This is a genomic window from Niallia laureatilytica (assembly GCF_046613985.1).
Lineage (GTDB): Bacteria > Bacillota > Bacilli > Bacillales > Cytobacillaceae > Niallia.
Window position 1 is genome coordinate 21,491 of sequence record NZ_JBKKHP010000005.1, and the last position, 21,517, is coordinate 43,007.

Annotated in this window: 17 protein-coding genes and 2 pseudogenes; 4 read left to right on the plus strand and 15 right to left on the minus strand. The window is 33.2% G+C overall.

The window, feature by feature from the left end; genetic code table 11:
• Positions 1-30: 30 nt before the first annotated feature.
• Positions 31-435, minus strand: coding sequence for a ribonuclease toxin immunity protein CdiI (cdiI, locus tag ACLIJJ_RS13820; RefSeq protein WP_341080948.1), 405 nt, complete (start codon positions 433-435; stop codon positions 31-33).
• Between the two features lie 139 nt (positions 436-574).
• Between cdiI and ACLIJJ_RS13825 the strand changes: the two are divergent.
• The 3 genes and pseudogenes from ACLIJJ_RS13825 to ACLIJJ_RS13835 form a co-directional block, all read left to right on the plus strand.
• Positions 575-981: pseudogene (locus ACLIJJ_RS13825) on the plus strand (SAR2788 family putative toxin); the annotation flags it as partial.
• Between the two features lie 16 nt (positions 982-997).
• On the plus strand, positions 998-1,300 hold the full coding sequence (locus ACLIJJ_RS13830) for a hypothetical protein (RefSeq protein ID WP_411411081.1): 303 nt from the start codon (positions 998-1,000) through the stop codon (positions 1,298-1,300).
• Between the two features lie 125 nt (positions 1,301-1,425).
• Positions 1,426-1,683, plus strand: a complete 258-nt coding sequence (locus ACLIJJ_RS13835; protein ID WP_411411213.1) for a DUF378 domain-containing protein — start codon at positions 1,426-1,428, stop codon at positions 1,681-1,683.
• Positions 1,684-1,972: 289 nt separating this feature from the next.
• Here ACLIJJ_RS13835 and ACLIJJ_RS13840 read toward each other — a convergent pair whose 3' ends face one another.
• The 9 genes from ACLIJJ_RS13840 to ACLIJJ_RS13880 form a co-directional block, all read right to left on the minus strand.
• Entirely contained in the window at positions 1,973-2,638 is a 666-nt protein-coding gene (locus tag ACLIJJ_RS13840) for a hypothetical protein (protein WP_341080951.1), read from the minus strand.
• Positions 2,639-3,191: 553 nt separating this feature from the next.
• On the minus strand, positions 3,192-3,551 hold the full coding sequence (locus ACLIJJ_RS13845) for an Imm3 family immunity protein (protein ID WP_411411082.1): 360 nt from the start codon (positions 3,549-3,551) through the stop codon (positions 3,192-3,194).
• 25 nt (positions 3,552-3,576) lie between these two features.
• Positions 3,577-3,930, minus strand: coding sequence for a deaminase domain-containing protein (locus ACLIJJ_RS13850; RefSeq protein ID WP_411411214.1), 354 nt, complete (start codon positions 3,928-3,930; stop codon positions 3,577-3,579).
• 61 nt (positions 3,931-3,991) lie between these two features.
• On the minus strand, positions 3,992-4,864 hold the full coding sequence (locus tag ACLIJJ_RS13855; protein ID WP_411411083.1) for a DUF1672 family protein: 873 nt from the start codon (positions 4,862-4,864) through the stop codon (positions 3,992-3,994).
• Positions 4,865-5,070: 206 nt separating this feature from the next.
• Complete coding sequence (locus ACLIJJ_RS13860) at positions 5,071-6,990, minus strand: BglG family transcription antiterminator (protein WP_411411084.1); 1,920 nt, start codon at positions 6,988-6,990, stop codon at positions 5,071-5,073.
• Positions 6,991-7,143: 153 nt separating this feature from the next.
• The gene (gene mngB / locus ACLIJJ_RS13865) at positions 7,144-9,777 is read right to left on the minus strand and encodes a mannosylglycerate hydrolase (protein WP_411411085.1); all 2,634 of its coding nucleotides are present in this window, start codon (positions 9,775-9,777) and stop codon (positions 7,144-7,146) included.
• 138 nt (positions 9,778-9,915) lie between these two features.
• Complete coding sequence (locus tag ACLIJJ_RS13870; protein WP_341080959.1) at positions 9,916-11,031, minus strand: PTS fructose transporter subunit IIC; 1,116 nt, start codon at positions 11,029-11,031, stop codon at positions 9,916-9,918.
• Between the two features lie 18 nt (positions 11,032-11,049).
• Positions 11,050-11,373, minus strand: a complete 324-nt coding sequence (locus ACLIJJ_RS13875; RefSeq protein ID WP_233315203.1) for a PTS fructose transporter subunit IIB — start codon at positions 11,371-11,373, stop codon at positions 11,050-11,052.
• A gap of 2 nt (positions 11,374-11,375) precedes the next feature.
• Positions 11,376-11,831: a PTS sugar transporter subunit IIA gene (locus tag ACLIJJ_RS13880; RefSeq protein WP_341080965.1), complete on the minus strand. Its 456-nt coding sequence runs from the start codon at positions 11,829-11,831 to the stop codon at positions 11,376-11,378.
• Positions 11,832-12,339: 508 nt separating this feature from the next.
• Here ACLIJJ_RS13880 and ACLIJJ_RS13885 point away from each other — a divergent pair.
• Positions 12,340-12,559: pseudogene (locus ACLIJJ_RS13885) on the plus strand (IS21 family transposase); the annotation flags it as partial.
• A gap of 149 nt (positions 12,560-12,708) precedes the next feature.
• Here ACLIJJ_RS13885 and ACLIJJ_RS13890 read toward each other — a convergent pair.
• From ACLIJJ_RS13890 to ACLIJJ_RS13910, 5 genes are all read right to left on the minus strand, one after another.
• Positions 12,709-13,395 (minus strand): hypothetical protein, encoded by a 687-nt coding sequence (locus tag ACLIJJ_RS13890; RefSeq protein ID WP_411411086.1) that lies wholly within the window; start codon positions 13,393-13,395, stop codon positions 12,709-12,711.
• 125 nt (positions 13,396-13,520) lie between these two features.
• Complete coding sequence (locus tag ACLIJJ_RS13895) at positions 13,521-15,122, minus strand: hypothetical protein (RefSeq protein ID WP_411411087.1); 1,602 nt, start codon at positions 15,120-15,122, stop codon at positions 13,521-13,523.
• 13 nt (positions 15,123-15,135) lie between these two features.
• Complete coding sequence (locus tag ACLIJJ_RS13900; RefSeq protein ID WP_411411088.1) at positions 15,136-16,014, minus strand: DNA polymerase III subunit gamma/tau; 879 nt, start codon at positions 16,012-16,014, stop codon at positions 15,136-15,138.
• A 315-nt stretch (positions 16,015-16,329) separates the two neighbouring features.
• Entirely contained in the window at positions 16,330-16,986 is a 657-nt protein-coding gene (locus tag ACLIJJ_RS13905; protein ID WP_411411215.1) for an HNH endonuclease, read from the minus strand.
• A gap of 276 nt (positions 16,987-17,262) precedes the next feature.
• Complete coding sequence (locus ACLIJJ_RS13910) at positions 17,263-21,492, minus strand: hypothetical protein (protein WP_411411089.1); 4,230 nt, start codon at positions 21,490-21,492, stop codon at positions 17,263-17,265.
• Positions 21,493-21,517 lie beyond the last annotated feature (25 nt).

The following is a 21,517-nucleotide window of genomic DNA, read 5'->3' on the forward strand; positions in this document are numbered from 1 at the left end:
AGGATTTTATAAACCATTAGATGCTTTTCTTTACTTATCCACTATAATATTAAATTTTTCTCTTATTTCCCCTACTAACTCTTCTACACGACTACGGTCATTAGGATACTTCTCCAAATACAGCTCGCAATCTTCTACTAGATACTTATAAAATGTTTCGTAATCTAAAACAAATTGTACATCTTCGTCCACTGCAGGTTCGTCGAAATAATAGCAGACTCCTTCTTCTCCGAAATAATCTTCTTCCCATTCTTCCCAGTTACTTGCAAATACAAAGCGGGCATATTCATCTCCATAACCCATTTCCTTTGGGATGTTCTCTAATATATACATAAATGCTTCATCTCCCATTAAATAGTAGAAGATGTGAATTAATTCTTTTTGTCTTTCTAAATCTCCCATATCAACAACACCCTTTACCCAAAATCTCGACAAGTGTTTACGCTTCGACTCATAGCAATATTTAATTAGTTTCTAAAAAAACTTGAAAGGGTTCTCCTCCAAGTTACTTTTCTACTTTAATATTAAATATTCCTCTTATTTTCTCTAATAACTTTTCTACACGTATCCTTAAGTAGTTATTGCAATTTCAGTAGCTCATTATGGTATTAATTACGCAATCAAGAAGTATGGAAGAAGTGCAGTAACTAAGGCTACTAATAAGTACGGTCAAAAGGCTACAGCTAAAACATTAAAAAATCTAAAGTTTGCTTCTGAAAGACTTTAATCAGAACACTGGGATAAACATAAAAAAGAATTTCGAGGCTATACAAAGTCAAAGTATTTAACACGTGCTCAATCACTAGGAGGTACAACAGCAAAACATATCTTGACAAAAAAGAGATCTAATGGTGATATGTTAAAATATAATAAGATACAAATGAATTACTTATTCTTACTAAAGATGATGTTATAAAAACCCTATTCAAACCTAAATATCGAAATAAAAATAGAGGATATGAGTACTTTAAAAACCAATAACTAGAGGTGATTTAAAATGAAATTTTGTCCTGTTTGCGGTTATGACGATCATGTATATCCGCCTTATGATGAGGATATCAATCCATCCTATGATATATGCTCCTGTTGCGGTTTTCAATTCGGAGTTGATGATGATGTCGAAATGGAAGATGGTGTATTTATGGAAAAGAAAGATACACATACTCAATTCCGTAATAATTGGATTGATAATGGAGCAATTGTGTTCTCCGAAAGCTACCCAAAGAAATTTCAAAAAGAAGGCAAAGTTGCCGGAGAATATCTATTTAAACAATTAGAAAACATAAATGTAAAACAATAGTTTTTATTGGAAAAGAAGTCATATAATTTGGCTTCTTTTCCTTATTATTGCTCTATGTTCATCTAATATCTGTTTCATACACCTACTTAAAGAGGTGTATATGTACAGTAGAAATACAATATATGATGAGGAGGTCCTATTTATGTCTCTGTCTAATAGTACAAAAAATCACCATAATTCTAAGTATCATTAGCGTCATCAACTGGGAATTAATAGGCTTCTTCCAATATGATCTTATCGCTGCAATATTTGATGGTGAGCATGCAGGAATGTCCAGAATTATCTTTATTCTTGTAGGAATTTCAGGTCTTATTAGTATTAATATTTTAAATAATAGTAGAACTAGTTTAGAAGCTGGTCGTAGTTACACAACAAATCACTAATTATACTCATGAGCTGGTCCATTTGAAAACAAACTAAAAAGACATCCAATTGGATGCCTGATATTTTCTCGATTATATATGTATTAGCGAACTTCAAACGACTCTTCATTTAAATATCCTCTGCGAAGAAAGGGTTACTATAAAAATGGATTCTACAGTTCCAAAGAGTGTTGGGCAGAAATACAGAGAATATCTACAAGTGTTTGCCGATAATTAATCGTAATCAACTTGCAAAAGGAGAAAACTGCAAAAAAGAGCAGGTAACAACATCTGCTCTTTTGTAAATCCACTATTCAAATGAATATTCTACGTCCTGTTGCGGAGTTATATCTTCATACGTGTCTCCATCCATGGATGGAGCAAAGACAAACTTAATTTTTGAGATGTCTTCTGCATCTTCTAGTTTTAAAATAAAACCATCGTCAAACTCTTTTGTTACTTTACCTGCGAACGGAGCCAAGCTATCAGATTCTGTGTAGATTATGTCATTTTGTAATCTATCAACTTGTTGTCCTTTATCTGTAACCACATGCTTCAAGCCGTCCCAAGCAATGTTCTTATCTTCTTTATTTTCTACATCATAGCGAACTTGCACATAGACATATTCATCTTCAATCTCATCTGCAGCTCGCGAATCAACCTTTAGTATATCTATGTGGTGTTGCGTAACATTCGTCATTTTAAATAGTCTCATATCTTTGATTGTTACTGCTAATGGTGAAACATCAATAGTTTTATTTATTTCCTTCATTTTTAACAACTCAAGCATGCCATCTTTCGTTTCTGCCTTTTGACCAACTTTTGTAATCTCTGATCGTGCAGCTTCTGTAGATGTCATATTTTGCTCATCAGCCTTTTTTTCAACTTCTGCAGAAGATATTTCTGCGTCGTTTCCACAAGCAGCAAGAATTAAGCCAGTTGCCAATGCTAGTGATGCTACTAATTTCTTTTTCACTTAAAGTTCCCCCAATGTATGTAATTCGTGTATATTATATCAAAGAAAGAATAGTAATTGGGGCTTATTTCCTCTTTTGGTACTTTAATACTAAAGTCATGATGTGTAAATAATCCTACAACATCATCTTAGAACGAAACTATTAGATTGTTCATCATTACTTTCAAGGAATGTTTAGCTGCTAATGAGAATAGAGACTTTTACAGCAGCATGTACGTATCGACTACTAAAAAACGAAGGTAAAGTATTGACGATAGGAATAATGGATTCTAGTTTTCGGGGTTTTTCTCAGAGTAAAATCCTTTAGAGTTAAAAGACAAAACCATTAATTCTATTGGTCTAACAGTTAATTTTTGCTTTATCATTATCCTTAATACCAATTCTTTTTTTCCTCTTTCCTTTTATTCCATTTTATAGGATCTAAATTCTCAAAATTCATTTGATTTTATAACGATTCCATAAATTTATGCCTATTTTTCCTAAGTGTTATTTAAAATAAAAGAGACTACCATTAAGTAATCTCTGGTCTACAATCATTTATTCTTTATAAATATCACAATTCTGCTGAAGGATTATAACCCACTTTTGCATTTTTCAACCCTTCTATTACTCTATTTATTCGTCTTGATAAGTCCGTTATTTCTTCTAAGGTTAGTTCTGCCTCTGCTCCTTTTGGGTTAAACATACTTAATCTCTTTGTTATACCTTCAACGTAACCAACGAAAACACTATCATAAGTGATTAAAATTTCTCCTATAGCAACATCTACAATAATATCCTCTATTTTTCCTAAGTTATTAAAATCATCTACTATTCTTGCTATTGCATGTCTATGTCCTCTATTTTGAGATAAAAATTCTTTGTATACTTCTTGAATTGTTTCAAACAACTCGTTATATGTCCAGTCTTCCATTAAAAATTTCTCCATTACTTACATATTAGTTTGGTTTTAGTCTTTTTCCGTTATTATGGATTACCTCTAATTCAATGTTTCTATATTTTTTGGCAAACTCAGCTATTACCTGGCTACAACAATCACACGTATCTAGTTCTGTAAATAACTTAATTTTCCCTGTCGCCTTAGTATTATTTCCAAGCTGAGAAGCGATATCATTTAATATTTTATACTCTGTATCAGAATCCCTTAAATACATACTTCCTTCTTTATCTGGTGCTTCTGTTGCATTAAAAATAGGATTTTGGGGTTGCAAAGAAATATTAGGTACCCTTTCCTTTATACTACCTGTAAACTCATCTATACTACTTTGAGCAAAAAACTCTGATTTATCAATCCTTTAACATTCACTTCTGCTTTATAATACTCCCTTAACATACTTTTTTAATTAGCCTGCTTTATTCCTTAATAATGTAATCCGGAAAACCACGTTTTAAAGAGTTATCTTTAGCCCCCTCAGCACTCTGTTTATCAATGAAGTTATCATTGAGCGAAAAGCTGTAGGTACCTTTAGGTATTGAGACCATTTCTTCTAACTCTTTTGTGACTTGATTAAATAATTCTTCGCTTGTTTTTGCCTGCTTGTCAGTTATAAATAATTGAATATTAATTTTGAAGTTTTCCGCATTAAACAAATCCTCATCATAGGCTTTTCGCAAATTTTCTGCACTTTCATCAGGATTGCTTATATAGAGGTCATAAACTGGTTTTATAGCTTCTTCTTTACTTGTTAGCGCTATAAAGTAATATGGAGTCATATATCCATGTCCGCCCACATTTTGGAGAGCTTCTTTTGTTTTGCCAGTAATTTGACCTTTTGCTGCAAGCGACTTCAGGTAGCTATCGAGCTTATTGAACTCTTCTCTAAAGATCATGTGATATAATCCGCCCTTAATGGCATTTTCCACCTGGAATTCGTCTGCCCAAATTTTATCTGTCAACACTTGCTTTCCTTGTTCATCAATTGGTACGACAGCATATGTATAGAAATGTACATTTCCTTTGGATTCTACAAAAATCGTTGCCCCATCACGGCTACCGACTACATTATGAACATAAACATCCGTTTTGTAGTTTTCCTTAAAAAACTTTATAGCTGCTTCTTCGATCTGAGTCCGGTTTTTTTCGGCAAGTTTATTGGTTTCTTTTCCATATGGAAGAGCATAACCTTCACCTGAGTAATCCTGAACGCTCAGCAAGCTGTCACTAGAAAGTGCAGCTTGTGTTTCCTTAGCTTCTTCATTTTCATTATTAATATTTGTACTATTCATACTTGAACATCCTCCAAGTATTATTGATAACCCAATACTGCCGAGCAATGTTTTCTGGACCATAGTTAGTATATCCTCCCTAAAGGACTGTGCCACATCTATTATTGTAGAGGATAAAGTTATATATTTACAATTGATAGGTGAAAAATTACCCTTTTCACGCAGAAATAGGAGGAAAGTTTGAAAGATTTATATATTAGCTCTACTTACGAATAAATCATTCTAGCTTTTAAGATAAATTCATTAAAATTTCTAGCAGTACTAAGTTCAGTCGCTTGTTTCTCTCGAATAATATCGACAAGAAAATCATAAATACCCATTGCTTCTTCGTAATCTTCTTTACTAATGGCCAAGAGAAAGATCAACTGGGATTTCTGTCCGTTTCCCCAATCAATAGGTTCTTCTGTTAAAGCTATACCAATCTGTGTACGCTTAGAAAGAAGATTTAAAGGATGTGGTACTGCCACTCCTTCGCCAATTACTGTTGATCCCATTTCCTCCCTTTTTAAAATAGCAGCTAAAAATTCCTGTTCATTATCAATTACTTTTTCTAATGCCATAGCAGAAGTCAGTGCTTTGATTGCCTCGTCTTTATGTTTAAAAGACTTCTTTATAAATAACTTAGGTGAAAAATAGTTGAGTAAAAGATCTGTTGTATGACTTAGCTCTTTAGTAATTTTTTTATCCAAATCAATAATCTGCCTCCTTGAGGGCAAGCTTTCTATTTTGAAAATCGGTTTATTTTTTTCCTCGATATCAATGGTCGTTATTACAACATCTTCTTCCACATAAGGTAATGTACTGTACCTCTGTGCAGAAATTGTTTTTGTTATAAATAAATCTGGAATCGTTTGTTTAATGGTTGTTTCAATAACCCTCGCAGTTCCTATACCAGACCCACAAACGATTAAGCAGGAATTATGCCGTTCATATTTAACTTGATAATTCCTCTCCAAGGAAGCACCTATATGCAAAGATAAATAGGCAATCTCTCCATGGTTCACTTCATAACTCAACTCATTTTTGATTGATTTCACTGCATATAACGTTATTTCATATGCAAGCGGAAAATATTTTTTGATATGTTCTTCCATTGGATTTCTTACTCTAATGTTATTTTTCACTCGAAATAACATCGAGTTAATATGGCTCTGTAAATCACTTCTTAACTGCGCATCATCGTTGAGGTCATAGAAATAATTTTCATTAATTTTATCTAAAAATAATTGGATGTAGTCATTAACTAGATTATTTATATTCTGATTTTGATCCACAGCTGTAATCATTTTACTTCTCACTTGAATAAAAAGGTAATCTTGCTCTGATTGAGGAATATCTATTAAAAAAACCTCAGATAATAATTTAATCAAATTATCCATTAATTCAGTGTATTGTCCCCACTTATCCCGCCCATACTCAAGCTCTAGTACAAATTGATTCTGTATTCGATCCGCCATTATAACTAAGTGAAAGATAAAGTTTTTTAAGTTTTCATCACTAAAATACAGATGAAAAGAACTAAATAATGGTGGCAACTGTTTTTGTAGCGCTTCCAAAAAATGTTGTTGATTCTTCCATCCAAAATAACTCTCTATTTGAGAGAACTCAAAGGATTCATCAATAAGTGATAATAATGCACAACGTTTATTACGCTCTGAACCCTCAATCAATATTCCTTTCCCAACCTTAGAGTGTAATGAGAGATTGAAGCTATTAAGAAGGTTTCTTATTTCTTTAATCTCTAGGCTTAAAGTAGTTCTTCCAACATACATTTTTTCAGCTAATTCTTCCAAAGTCATAAATTGATGCGCGTTTAGGAGAATGATAATACATTGTTTTATTCTCCCTTCTTTTGTATTGATATCGAAATAAATGGGGGAAGTTAAATTACTGTTTTTAAATTGGCGGAAATTCTGCTGGTCCAATACATCAATGTAAAATCCTTTCCCGCGCATATTTTTGATAATAAACCCATGATTCTTACCAACTTCATTCATCCCCTTAATTTCCTTACGAACAGTTCGGTCAGAAATGGATAATACTTCACCAATTTTTTCGCCATTCAACTTACAAAGATTTTCTTCTAAAAGGGTAAAGATTTTATTTTTCCGGTTATCAGCAAACATGTTAAGCTTCTCCTTTCCTAGAAGGATTGGTTGACGCAGCAAAGAAACAAAGCTTAGCACCACTTTTTATCAATCAAATTGTAATGTATCTAAGTGTACTAAAAAGTCTATATATAAAACTTCCACCCACTATAAGAAGCAGGTGGAATTCTTCTATAATTCGATAGAGATGGTACAGAATTTATAAGGCTGTAATTCTTCTGTTATCTCTGCTTTCATTAATTCATCTAACATCACAAAGTTTCCTTTATCAACTAGTTCTTTTTCGATTGTTGATACTTTATCTATATAAGGATTAAAGAGACGGACAATTAGATTATTACTTTCTTCTGCTTTCTTAATCGTGCTAATAACAGAAGTCATCTTTTCAAACGTAAACAGGCTGTAAGATAAATGATTGGTTTTTTCTTCATCACGATAAGCATAAATCATTCTTCCATTTAGAAAGTCAGAGAATTGGTAGTACGGAATAGGCGATAAATATTCCTTTGCCATTCTTGCGATATCGGCTTCATCGAAGGATTGGTTATTGTTCATATAATAAGCAAAGGTTGCCTTTAATTTTCCAAGTAACTGGGCATCGGGGGTCTCAACAATAGTTTCTCCAGATGCTCGCCCTGGTCGGTAGAGAAGATCCGTTTTCCCCATATGACTAAAGGTTCTAAATAAAGTTAATTGAATAGTGTCATATGAGTTTCCAACAATCTCATATTCTCGCACGCCTTCTGTGAAAATAGCAGCGATATGATTCTGGTCATGTAAGGAAACAAAACTTTGCATTGGCTCGATTGAAATTGGAGCCTCTTCCCACTTCTCCTCTTCCCAAACCTCCATTTCTGGTAAATAAACCGGCCTAGTAACCGTTCCAAACAACTGATCGGAAGTAGAGAATTTACTTATTATTTCTGTATTAAATTGAACACAAACTCGATGACTTAGTACTTGATTGACCATATCAATTTCAAAACGAATCAATTCTTCATTTTTCCGAAGGCTAACCTTTGCGGTGATGATAAAGTCCTGGTTGGCAATCCCTTTTGCCCTATCCTCGAGATTGTAAGGCACTTGCATGTTTAGCGTTATTTCAAGATGTTCTTCTACCTCAGAGGTAAAATAGTTTACACTGATTAATTCAGAATCTGTTGAATAGCTGACCAAATCCTCTCTAGGAGGAGAGTAATTATAGGAGTCCCCATCATCTCCATTTTCAACGAAAATCATTTGGTTTTTATATTCTTTTCCAGATGCTTTGTCTAATATAGTTAGTGTATTATTTGCAGCAGCGGATATCGCATAAAATTCATTCTCAATCACAGCTTTAGTAGATTCTTTAAAGTTATTTGATTCGCCGTCATTCAGCTCCAAATAGTAGCTATCATAGCCAAGACCATTTAGATTCGTCACATGTATTAAAATTTCAGCTAAAAAGACCTTTTCTGGAATATAGATCTCTTTGCTTGGATTCAATCGAATCGTTTGCTTTAAAACATAATCAGTTAATTCCACTTTATTTAGAATAGCAAATGGCATGGTATTTCCATGATAATCTTTAATAACAAAGTTCTCTTCTGGAATATACAGCTCCACCTTTACGACTCCGGACCGTTGATAAGGAAGCGGATTAAATAGAGTAAAGTTTAACTGATGTTGATACGGTATTCTTTCCGTCACTAACCGCATATGTATATCCAAAAGGTTTTCCGCTTTTTCTTTCGCTAGCTTATAACGAAACTTCACATCCTGATTAGTTGTATCACTATTACAGCCGCCAATACTATCATGCGCTGCATTTTCAAACATCAGCTTCCAGATTTCTTCAAGTTCTCTATGCGGATACAAATTCCCTAAAGAAAAACTAATGGAAAGTACTGGTTCTAGGACATTAACTAAGAAGTTTTCAATCTCATTGTTTGCTTGTTTTAAATCTGCTCTTGTCGAGAATATCGACTTGTGCAGCCTACTATGTTTTCCCTCCGTTAGTTCCCCTTTAATCACAGGAAGGTTTTTTACCTCTTGTTCCAGTGCATCAAAGAATTTCTCCGGTGATTGGAGAATATATTCTCGGCTAGGATCCAATTCATTAAATTTTTCAATAAGTTCAGGAAGATTCGTCCTAATAGGTGCCTGATCAAATCCATTAGGAAAATACACATTACTTGTTGAGGCTTTTTCTTCTAGTTTACCTACAAAATCCTCTATATACGGGATTATATCCGCCTCTTCTTCCGGGATATTGCCACCATGGTAATATCCAAAAGGTATTTGCTCAGCCAGCATTTGGCTTCCGTCATCACCTTCCCAAATAAACTCGGTTTGTTTTAAGCGGTTGTCAGCCACACCACGCCAAAATAAAAAACGATTAATACCAAAGTTTTTGTATATTTGTGGCATGTTTCCACCTTGACCGAATGCGTCAGGTACATAACCAATTTCAAAAGAGTGTCCCAATTGTTTTGCATATTTAGTACCATAGAGAAGATTTCTTGCGACAGATTCCTGTGAAATGACTAATTGGTCGGTTTGAGTATACCAAGGGCCCGTTAAAAGCCGCTTTTCAGCAACTAATTTTTCAAGTCTTTCTCTATCTTCTGGTTGATATTTTAAATAGTCTTCAATAAGGGATGTCTGAGCATCCATCAAGTAATATTTGAAATCCTTATTGGTTTCCAATGTATCAAGAACCTCTCGAAGATGCTTTACTAAATAGACAGTTGATCTAGACGATGTAAAGTACCATTCTCTATCCCAGTGAGTATGTGGAACTACATGGACTTTTGTTTTTTTCATTAGTACAAAACTCCTTATCTATAATTAGTGGACACTTCATATTTTTATCTAATAGATTCCTGCCTTGATAGATTTTAGACAGGAATCCACCTAAGAAATAGTAATATTTATTCCTGGATTAATTGCTGCTATGATATTTTAGTCAAAACTAATATCAAGCTCATCCAATTCTTCTTTTTGCTTATCAGCTTGTTTGTTTTCCAGTTCCTTGTCATCTCGGAAATTAACTAACAGATTAGATCCAATCCCAATAATAAATGCACCAACTAAAATACCAGCTAAATATGCCCAGCTGCTACCTACAGTGAAGAAGCCATATACTCCACCAACTGGCGGCATAATTTCATGAGCACCAAGAAGCACAGCAGTGGCTGCTCCCGCAGCACCTGCCACAACGTTCAAAGGTATCAGTTTTAATGGACTTTTTAATGTAAAGGGAATTGCTCCCTCTGTAATACCAATTATCCCCATCACTAATGATCCTTTACCTGACTCTAAAAGCTCTGGAGAGAAGTTTTTCCTTTTAAGTAATGTAGCAATTCCATAACCTAATGGCGGTATACAAATTGCAATATTTACTATAATCGCAGGCAGGTATATGCCACTCATCAGCAGTGCATTACCTGCCATCCATGCTGCCTTGTTTACTGGTCCTCCCATGTCAAAAGCAATCATGGCACCAAGCACCAATGCTAAAACAACATTATTAACATTACTTTGCGTCATTTCCGTAATCCAGTTTAATAAAGATGTATTAATCCAGCCTAACGGTCCACCTAAGACCAATGCCATTAAAATTCCGATCGCTCCCACAGTAATTAGTGGGAGGATAATTAATGGTACTGCACTTGCGAGTGAACCACTAATAACAACCCGCTTTTTCACCCAATTTGTAAGCCACCCGGCAAAGAAACCAGCCACAACAGCACCAATAAAACCAGCATTTGTTGAGCTTGCTAAGGCGCCACCGACAAGACCTGCTGCCAGCGCCGGCCTACCTGCAATGGAAAAAGCTATATAAGCTCCTAACACCAAGTTCAATAACCCGATTGCTGTCCAGCCGACTTGTTCAAATAAGTATATATAATGCAGGAAACCACTTGTTTCAGCAAATTTACTTAAATCTGTATAACCCGCTGCAAAGCTTATTATTTTCGCAAGTGCTACAACTAACGAACCAGCGATAATAACCGGAAGAACATAAGAAATACCTGTCATTAAATGGGTTTTAAATGCATTGGCTTGTGATTTCATCTTCTTTCCTCCATAGCATTAGGATTGCTTTCTTTTTTCTATAGCCTGAACAATTTTTTCAATTACAGCTTCACCATGGGAAACGGCCTGACCCAATTTCACCCGTACAACCGGCTTCCCCTTAAATCGTTCCTCCCCTTCAATCGCCTTATCTGCTGCTATAATCACTGCATCCGCCTCGCGTATATCTGCCTCTGTTAAATCGTTTATAAAGCCCATAGCTCCTTGCTGTTCCATTTTTACCGAATGCCCTAACTTAGCTCCTGCCTTTTCTAATGCTTTAGCCGCCATAGGTGTGTGAGCTAACCCCGCAATACAAGCTGTTACTCCTACAAACTTCATCTTTACGCAACCTCCATTTCTACACTCTTAAATAAATTCAAAATATCCTCTTTAGTCTCCACTTTAAAAAGACGTTCCTGAAATTGCTCCTCCATTAGATTCCCAGCAAGTGCTGACAGAATTTTTATATGCTTTGTACCTGCCTCCATTGCCGGAACCAAAATAGCAAAAATAAATTTCACCTTAAAATAATCAGGAGAGTTCCAATCCATTTTTTCTTTCGTTTTAATAAAAAATAGAGCCGCTTTCTTAACAGTCACACTTTTAGCATGCGGAATAGCAATTCCCTCCTGAAAAGCAGTAGGATACTGATCTTCCCTGCTAATAAAATCCTTCAACAGAATTTCTTGATCTTCAATTATCCCTAATCGCTGTGCCTGGAGAGAAATAAACTCTAATACTGCATCTCGATTACTTAATTCTAAATCTAAAAATATTTGATTATCATTTAAAAGCAACCCTAACCCTCCTTTTGTTATCGCTTACAAATTGATTATAAGGTAATTGTGTGGAATTATTAATGCGGAATTTGGCCAGTGGAGTTGGAATAAATTGTACTAAGTGTTTTTTGGTTTGACTTTTTTTTGTGAGGTGATTTGATAGGTTGGATTTTTCAGGATTTCTCTATAATCTATTTGATAACTTGCCAAGTACAAAAAAAGAGCCTTTACTTTGTTAAAGGAAAGGCTCTTCATCATATAGCTATGAAATTAAGATTTTACATTTTTAAATTATGATAGGGAAGCCGCATAAAACACCTTCCATGGCAGTGAGCCTTTTAAAGTCCGAATACCAGTTAACACAGTTTATCTAATAAGGGAATTAAGTGTTAAAATATAATTTTTATTCGCATATAATTCACATTATACGTGATTAGATTAGATGGTGTAACCGCTAAAATAAAGTGAACAGTTTTTGCTCACTTCCAATGAACACTTTTCACCTAATAAATTCATTCCTGTAAAACTCGCTGCTCTTTTATCAGAGGATTCTAAACAGGTGTTTTATTATCGGAGGATACTTTGGCAGTACTTAAAGGATAATCATGGATTAGAATGCGGTGCTTCGACCTTTCGTGCTTATATTGCACGCATACCCGAATTTAATGCTTACTTTAGAGAATAAACGTATTGCTTCTCCCAATGGGACTGTTCGTGATGAAACTCCCCTAGGTAAGCAAGCTCAACACTTTTCAACATTTCTACTTCTTACTCCTTTCCTTAACCTATATATAGCTGCAATAACCCATGCCCTAGAGTTGCCTAATTAAATAAAACTAAGTCTAACTTTAAGGGGTAACTTCAAAAAAAGTGTACATTTATAACCAACATCATTCTAGTAAAAGTCATTTCCACTTAGTGCAGAAACCACTTTACAGAACTTCGTCCATTTTTTAGGAAAGTGATTATCTCCAATTTTTATCTCACAGTGAGAATCATACTCTATACGGACACTCCAATGGGTACCATCCATTACTAGTCCATTTACTTTATATTCTTCCGCCCAATTGACAAAATCACATTTATGAAGTTCAGTCAAGAACAATTCTATGTCTTCATTATTTATTATACTAAAATCATTTACTGGCAAACCTTGTGAATAAGGATATTCAGTATTGTGTTCAACTGTTTTTTTCACCAAATCAACTTTCACCTGACTATATGGACCAGGAAATCCACCTACATCTGAGTAAATTACTCTAATTCTCTCATAGGGTTTTTTGCCTCTATACTTTTTCCATTTGTAATTACAGTCTATACAATGATACTTTGCATTTCCAATTGAAAAAGTATCATATAAGAACTCATCAGCGTGTATCTGACACTCCGGTTTGCTGGGAATTTCTGGTATAACATCATAGGTATTATGTCCTTTGCATTTTGGGCACACTGGTGTGATTCTTCTTATATTGTTCACTCTATTTCCCCTTTTAGAATTTATAATCTGCATACTAAGCCATTCTTCGATAATTTTATAAACATCTAAATGTTTTTCTATTATGATAATTTTAAATGCTTTCACTTAATGCCATGTTCTTTTTCACATCTTCTAACTTCCCTGTATCAAACGCATTAATATGATTTTTGATGCAATATATTTATGGGATATAAGAAGCTTAGTTATGGTCTCTTAGTTTATCAGCTTTATTAAACGTCACTCTTAAAAAATGCAAATATATCTTCATCCGTTTTTAAAATTTCATCATCATGAACATTTAAAGCAGTTGATAATTTTCGTGAATTGTTAAACCGATCAATTAAGTTTAGATTAAGATTATAGGCACTATTTGTAAGTATATTTAATCTTTCATATTCAGCATAAATTTTTCCTAGAACCTCTTCATATGCCGAATCTATTTCCGCCACAGCATCGTTATATTTTTCCTTTAATTGGTCAGTAGATACAATTGTAAGATAGGCTATTTCACTCATTTTCGCACTAATTCTTTTAATAATTAAACCAAAATGATCCATTGCATATATAACAGTTACAGATAAAATACCAGTTAAAAGACCACCAAGAATCCCTCCGATAAGAGAAGCAAATGGAGCTAGCGGAATTACCGTCTGTAAATAATTAATTAATGCCTCTGTAACAATAACACCCACAGAGTTAATAACAGCCGCAACAACTATTTTTGAACCCTCATAAATAGCCTGCTTTCGTGACATATTTTCTGATGGAAATAAAATCATACGTAATGCTTGAACTAAACTATTAGATCCCTCAGTAATTATTCGAACTATATTTTTGGAAGTGCGCGTAAATGTATTGATCAATACTGTAATTAAATTACTTAAAAATCCACCTATAAATCCCTCTGTAGAGCCAATAAATATTTTATTTAAAGATTGAAAGGATAATGCTCTCTTTTTTACATTGTGACAAGCTACTTTAAAAGCCTCAATCTTTGCATCCTTTGTTTCATATGTTTTATACTGTAAAAAATAAGTTTTCATTTCTAAAATAAATGCATCTTGCAGTTCATAAAGAAATATACCTATAGCTTGACGTTTTGCCAATTGCTTTCCTTGCCTAATTCCTGTTTCTTTAATATTCTTCTTGTAATATTCTTTTTTAGCATTTTTTATACTTTTGTCCACATACTTTTTAGCATCTTCATATTTTTCTTTCGCCAAATGTTCGTCAATATCGAAACGATCTTTATTTTTAATACCTGGATGCTTGGAACTAGTCGTTTCCATCCATCTCATTAAATCATGTTCGCCTTTAGATTGATTCATGCTGCCATCTGCCCATGTTAAATTCTTTTTATTTGTTGCCATCGCTCCACGTTTCTCATCAGTCATATACAATCTAGCTTCATCATTTTTATGAATCGATGCTGCAGAAATAATATGGTCTTTATGAGCTCGACCATCTTTTTTTAATTCTTTATTAGTGTACCCATCATGAATATGTGAATTATTTTGAAATTCTTTTTTTCTATTCAAAGCAAAATCTTTCTCATAAATTTGTTTTCGAGTTTTCTTGTTATAAGATGTGTTAAATCGTTTTTCATCTTCTACATTAGCAAACGTACCTAGTCGTGCATTATGTAAAGTCGTGACATTTCCACCATCTTTAAATTTTTGCAATTTATCCAATCCAAATTGTTGTATTAATGTTGTTATAATGATTTCCTTGTATTGCTCTAATAACTCAGATGTAATTCTTGGAGATTCTTCAGTTAATTGATTTAAGGTACTCATATATTGATTTTCTAAATAATCAGATAGGCTAACCAAAATAACTCAACTCCTAAGCTTTAGCACCAATCGGCCGATTTAATAATTGTGAAGCTGATTTCATATTGTTAACTAGCGTTCCTAATTCTTTAAGCAATTGATAATTATTTGAGTCTATTATTTTCTTGAAATCATAATCATATTTTTCAACCATCCCACTCACTGAATTAACAAAAGTGTGTAATAATTTCTGAGTATTATATGTCAATTTCTTAGTTTCATTTATTTCTTCATTCGTACCTTCTAATATTTTTGTTGCTTTTCTAATTTCCGTAGCTTTTTCCAATGCTTCGTTCCCTGCTTTTTTGTTCTTGCTATTTGTTAGAATCCCTGCAGTAACAATAGCCCCACCTCCTATTGCCCAACCAATAGGGCCTGCAAGTGCCAAAAAGGACGATCCAGCAGCCATACCACCACCCGTAGCAGTAGTAAGAGCACCTCCGCCCAACCAAGCAAGTGCAGCATTTGTTGCCGCAGCACCTGATAAAGTTGATATAGCAGCACCTGTAGAAGCAGTTCCAAATGTAGTTGCAATAGCCATGGCAGCAGATGGACCAAATGCTGCTACTCCAACTCCTGCAGCTACTCCAGCGCCCGCTCCTATTGCATTTTTCTTTAGTTCTTTATCAATTTCCTTTTCAATTTCTAAAACAGTATTTTCAAATTTTTTATATTCAATCGTAATTGCATTTACTTCTGTTTCCAAATAATAAGGTTTATTACGTATTTTATTAATAAATATTATTGAATTCACAATAGTCTTCTTTAATAAAAGGCGTTGATTAAGTAGTTTTTCAGAATACTCTACGATTTGTTTTTGCTGCTTTTCATATTCATGATAAGCAGCATTATATTTTGCTATTGATTCTTTTCTAAATTGTTTATTAAACAATTAAATTCTTTCCTTTCATCTACAGATTATTAATACTGCAAGTTTTTTTATGAAGCCTTTTTATTAAGTGTTCGATTTGGACATATAAAAAATCATAAATAATGCAAAAGAGCATTTATATCAATAACTTAGTTCAACTAATTTCAGTAGCAGTTCCAGTTTGAATAAATCATACTTTGGCTCTATAAGTTGGGTAATTCTTCATCAATCCAAAGTAAGTAGGAGTTTATGTATGACTAGGCTTTACTCTCTATTACACATCTTGTATATAATCACATTTTGCAATTATATTTTAGGACCACATCTAAAAACTTCTCAGTGACTACCATTCGGATTTACCTCTCTGATTAATTCTTGCAACTTTTCTTTTGTAAGCCATGGCCTTCTTCTATGTAACATTCTATGACAATTCGAACAAACAATTGCAATATCCTCGACTCTTGTTATTTGTCCTTCTTTGTATTCTGAAACTGGAATAGTATGTTGTCCTTCAATAAATTCTTCACCAATTTCACCATAGATTTTAAAAAAGTCAAATTTACAGATCTCACAGAATAACCTGCCATTATGTTCTTTTTTAAACTTATCCTTCGCTAACCTAATGACTTTTGGATTACGTTCCTTGTATATATGCTGACGTAACATTTTCTTACCCTCTACAAATCCAGTATCATCTTCTGTTAATTCAACATTATATCCAGAAGGTACAAAATCTCGTAGCCCCCATATACCTTTACCTTCTATAAAATAGAATATATCTCCTTCATTTCCAGAAAATCCTTTGAAAATATCAGTATCACTTGAATTTAGATAAATGTGCCTTCTTATTTGTGCTTTCCAATCTGTATATATCGAAAGATTTATTTGATCTCTTTCTTTAACTGTAATATAAATATCCGATAAAGTACCACGTCCACCTAATTGCTTTAAAGCTGTTATAACCTCTTCTAACCAAGGGATTTGCATTACAATTTTCCCTCTCGTTGAAGTTCTTTCTTTTTATCAATCTAAAAATAGAGATGTAGTACTTTGGTACATGGCCCGGGAACGTATTCACCGCGGCATGCTGATCCGCGATTCCAGCTTCATGTTAAAAAATAAGCGGCTTGAATTCCCTAGAATTCAGGATCATGCCGCATAAACATTTTTTAGACAGGGAGCTGTTCAATATAGATATTTTCTTTTTAAACTATATTGTTTAGAATCCATTAAGCTACTATTTTATAATCCTTTAATTTTCCCATCCCATTAAATTAAAACTTTCATTTTTTCAATTGCTACAACCTTTTCTTCTGTAGAAAGATCATTGAACAAACTTATAACTGCATCAATATTCAATTCTTTCATGCGTATCTTAATCTGTTCTTTAATCTCCGATATCCTCTTAACAGTCTGATCAGTTAAATAGTTGGGAGTATTTTTCACTTGATTTAGCCATGTAGTACATTGTTGGGCAGACCAAGTATTAAGCATATTAACATCAACAGTGAATTGTTTTAACCATTCACGCTCTTTTTGATCTAGGCGTTCTTGGCTTTCTTTTTCAAAATTCTCAATAACTTGAGTAAAATCAACCTCGGATTCAATCTCAGTCCATTTCTCTTTTAGTAAATGGAGTTCTTGCTGCACTTCAAAGCGATTATCGTGCTTAGACTTAATGGCTTGAATGTCATTTAAAAAGTTTTGGACATGGTTAGCTGCTTCCTCAATACCTTCTCGATCATTCTCTTTAATGTCTTTGGATAGTATCAATTTAACTTTCAAAAAGAAATTTTCACAATCTGTTAGTGATTGTATATCATAAATTGCATCATAGATTTCCATTACTTCATCTGTTAGCACTTTTAATGCTTCTATAGTTTCCTCTAAAATTTGGTTTATTTGCTTTTCGCAATCAGTTTTAACTCGATCGTTTAACTTACTACTTCTAATCAAAGGTAGAATTTTCTCACCGTTATTTTTAATTTGACTTAGTCTTGAATAACCTATAATAGGTTTCGGTATAGAATTAGTTACATATTCATTGACTTTATCTTGAATAGGATCTAAATTATCCAAAATCTCTTCAACTCTTGTAATTAAGGCTTTAGCCTCAGCTTTATATTCATATCTATTCATTGAATCAATTAATCTTTTACACCATTTTTCAAAACTAGTTGCTTGTCCTCTAGATTGGCATTTTAATGTACTTAAAAATATAGGAAAAGTCTCTTTAAAATATTCATGTACTGAATCCTCAATCATTCGCGCTTCCGATAATTGCAATTCATTATAAAAATATTTATCTGAGCTACCAATTACATTTTGTATTCTATTAGTACTGTCTAAAATTTCAAAAACCCCACGTAAATCATCTTTTTTACGCTTTGTTTCAGACAACTTTTGTTTTAAACTACCAAATAGTTTTATAGTTTCTTCATATAGTCTGAAACCTTCTTTTAGAAGTATTTCCATATTTGTTACCTTATCTTCTAACTCAACTGGAATATCCTCCTCCAGCTTTAAATCTTGAAACTGATAATATAGATCCTTAGCAACATTTACGTCATTGTTTTGAAGGACTCTCTTAAAAATAGTCAAATATTTATTTGCTGACTCCTCCGGCTTAACTTGTACCACCTTAGTAGCAAACATTTCCTTTAAGTTAATACTTTTATCAGTATAAACTTTAGTAGACCATTCCTCTAAACGAATCCTACGGTTATCTAACTGGGTTTTGGTTTCTTCCCTTCTTGAAGCTAAATATACAGCTATTAATAAAGAAAGTGTGTAATCGTTTAATCCGTATGGTACCTTTTGATATTTATCGAATAACTTTTGAATTTCAAAGTCACCATTCTCTTCTAACATATTATCCCACTCACTAAAGATAGATTGGACTTTAGGATTTCTTGGAGCAATTAATTGATATTCTTCATTTAACACAGCCCATGACTCAATAGATTTTTGGTATAATATTGATTCAATTCGTCCCTTAATATCTGCACTTTCTGAGTGTAATGTTTGATAAATCACGTTAGAGAGTACAATACGCCCAATTCTTGTTAAACCTTTTTTTGCTTTAGTTAAAGTTGAATTAGCAAATTCAGTATAAGAAAATGGAATTACTCTTGTATATAATTGCTCAAATAATTGGTCTGTAAATAATAATAATCTTTTCGATACTTTCTCGATCTTGGAACTTGTAAGTAACATCCTCTTTCCTGCTAAGTCCCGAAATACATCTAATAGAACTGATTGAGCTTTTTCCTGATAATCCACAATAAATCGTCGATATTTTTCCATCTCTTGATTAGTAAAGTTTTGAGATATTCTATGTTCAACAACTGATTCATAAAACTTATTTTCTTTATCATCTAAAATAAAGAATGCTACTGGTATATCATCAAATTTTTCAGTTTTTAACAACTTCTGAATTATTTCTAGTTTCCCTGGATTATATTCACTCGGTACATATAGCCAAATAATTTGTCCCTTAGCTTTATCTGGTTCAAGAGCTTCTAAATGGTCCATTTTAATTCTAGCTAATTTTCGGGCTGTTATATCAGACACATGTAATATTGATTGAGTGAATCTCCATTCCCTTGTTCTAATAAAATGTCGTTTTCCAAAAGCGGGTTCAATATCACTAAGTTGGAGTTCTTCTCCTAACCCCATATCAAAGATAACCGACATATCAATTTCAAAATTTCGCTTTTTCTTTCGCAGCAACAATTTAAAGTCATTCACACCTATTGCATCTGCAACAAAATCAAAAACATTAGCAACTTCATCATAACTTAACACACCAAATTGATCTTCTAATTGACTAATGGCTGACTCTACTTCTTTAACAGAAATACCGGCGGCATATGCCACTAATTCCGTTGATTCATACCTACTATGTGTTTTAAAGCGGCCAATACGACTAATTAATATAGCTGCTAACGTTTCTTTTGCACGCTCATCTAATTTATCTCCATATTTCGTAAGTATTTGATTGTATAGTGTACAATACTCACTTTGCTTACGGCCTTCTTGCTCTGCAGCTAGTAATTCATTGAAAAATTCAGTTCTAATAATGCGTGTAGACGGAACTAACAGTAAGTCCCCAAATTCATTAACTTGCATATTGGCTAACTCATTAATTTGTGTTTCTAGGAATGTTAGAGACGATCTCTGTTGTAACCATGAAGATAAATTTGATAATATCCATGCAGTTAGTGGATGCAGAGGATATATCCCTTCTAAAATTACCTTTTTAAAATGTTCATAGTTACTCCATACACTTGAGTTTTCAGCTTCCGGAGTCCACTTCATAAATTTTTGATGGAATTGTAGCCATGTGTTATTATCCTTTTCAATCTTATTAATAATTAAGTCTTTAAATAATTTCGTATCTTTTCGTTCAACTAAATTAGCAAAAATTGTTTCTAAGTTTGATGATAGATGAAACTTCTCGCTTGATTCATAGCGACCAACATACCGATTAATATTCGCTGTTCTATCAACTCGAGTTAAATATGATTTCAAATCTGATTGAATAAAACCGAGGAACACAATCTTATCATCAGTATTTTGTACAGCTTCATAAATTTGTTGTAATGCCGCATCAGAAGCTTTTGTGGGATTATTAGAAGCAAACTCAATATAACGACCAAATTCATCAAAGAACAAAATTATCTTATTAAATGGTTCACGTTCTCCACAAAGCTTATCTGCAAGCTTTTCTAAAACATCTCCAGCGGAAACACCTTCATCCCAACGGATATGCGTGCCAATTATCTCTTTGTAAACTTTATTAATAACTTCAAATACATCAGCATCTTCTAAAATATTTTCAAGTAAATACTCTTTCAAATTAGATTTAGCAGCTATATTTGTTAAAATATCACTATACTCTTCATAGAGTCCTTGGTAGTTATCAAAAGTATTCTCTACAAATACACGTGCAATTTCGTATGACTTTGTTAACTCTTTCAAAAAATCAGTATTAATATTATGAGCATTTAAGGTTTTTTGCGTTGCATTTAAAATTTCATAATTCAAGTTAAAATCACGCATTCCATTTAAAATTAAAACTAAATTTGGTTTTAATTCATATTTTGATACTTGTTGCTCTATGTTTATATCTACAGATTTTAAGTTATTTAAAATTACCTCTTGAGCTTTTATGTTACCACTAAAAAAACTTGACAATGCTACTGATAAGTGAGATTTACCAGTACCATATGGTGCTATTGTTAAAAAGAAATTAGATAATGGACTTTCTCCATATACTTTATCTATTAATACATTTGTAAATGATGCAGTATCTAATAAACGATGACTTTTAAAAGCAATATCATTACTTGCTACCCCGAAGTATTCAGGACCGTGGAATACAAAGCTCCTCGCAATATCATACTGTTTCTCTTCGTTGTAAAACCAATCAACCTGTACTGCTCCATTAAAATACAGTTCTTTTTTAAATCGTATAATATCTTGGTATTTGTACATATTTAATAGCTCACTTTCAAAAGGT

What these genes read in the sequence shown, in the direction of transcription:
- ACLIJJ_RS13835 (WP_411411213.1), top strand. Translation starts at nt 1,426, where the DNA reads ATGAGGAGGTCCTATTTATGTCTCTGTCTAATAGTACAAAAAATCACC.
- ACLIJJ_RS13830 (WP_411411081.1), top strand. Translation starts at nt 998, where the DNA reads ATGAAATTTTGTCCTGTTTGCGGTTATGACGATCATGTATATCCGCCT.
- ACLIJJ_RS13845 (WP_411411082.1), bottom strand. Translation starts at nt 3,551, where the DNA reads ATGGAAGACTGGACATATAACGAGTTGTTTGAAACAATTCAAGAAGTA.
- ACLIJJ_RS13870 (WP_341080959.1), bottom strand. Translation starts at nt 11,031, where the DNA reads ATGAAATCACAAGCCAATGCATTTAAAACCCATTTAATGACAGGTATT.
- ACLIJJ_RS13875 (WP_233315203.1), bottom strand. Translation starts at nt 11,373, where the DNA reads ATGAAGTTTGTAGGAGTAACAGCTTGTATTGCGGGGTTAGCTCACACA.
- ACLIJJ_RS13860 (WP_411411084.1), bottom strand. Translation starts at nt 6,990, where the DNA reads ATGTTTGCTGATAACCGGAAAAATAAAATCTTTACCCTTTTAGAAGAA.
- ACLIJJ_RS13910 (WP_411411089.1), bottom strand. Translation starts at nt 21,492, where the DNA reads ATGTACAAATACCAAGATATTATACGATTTAAAAAAGAACTGTATTTT.
- mngB (WP_411411085.1), bottom strand. Translation starts at nt 9,777, where the DNA reads ATGAAAAAAACAAAAGTCCATGTAGTTCCACATACTCACTGGGATAGA.
- ACLIJJ_RS13855 (WP_411411083.1), bottom strand. Translation starts at nt 4,864, where the DNA reads ATGAATAGTACAAATATTAATAATGAAAATGAAGAAGCTAAGGAAACA.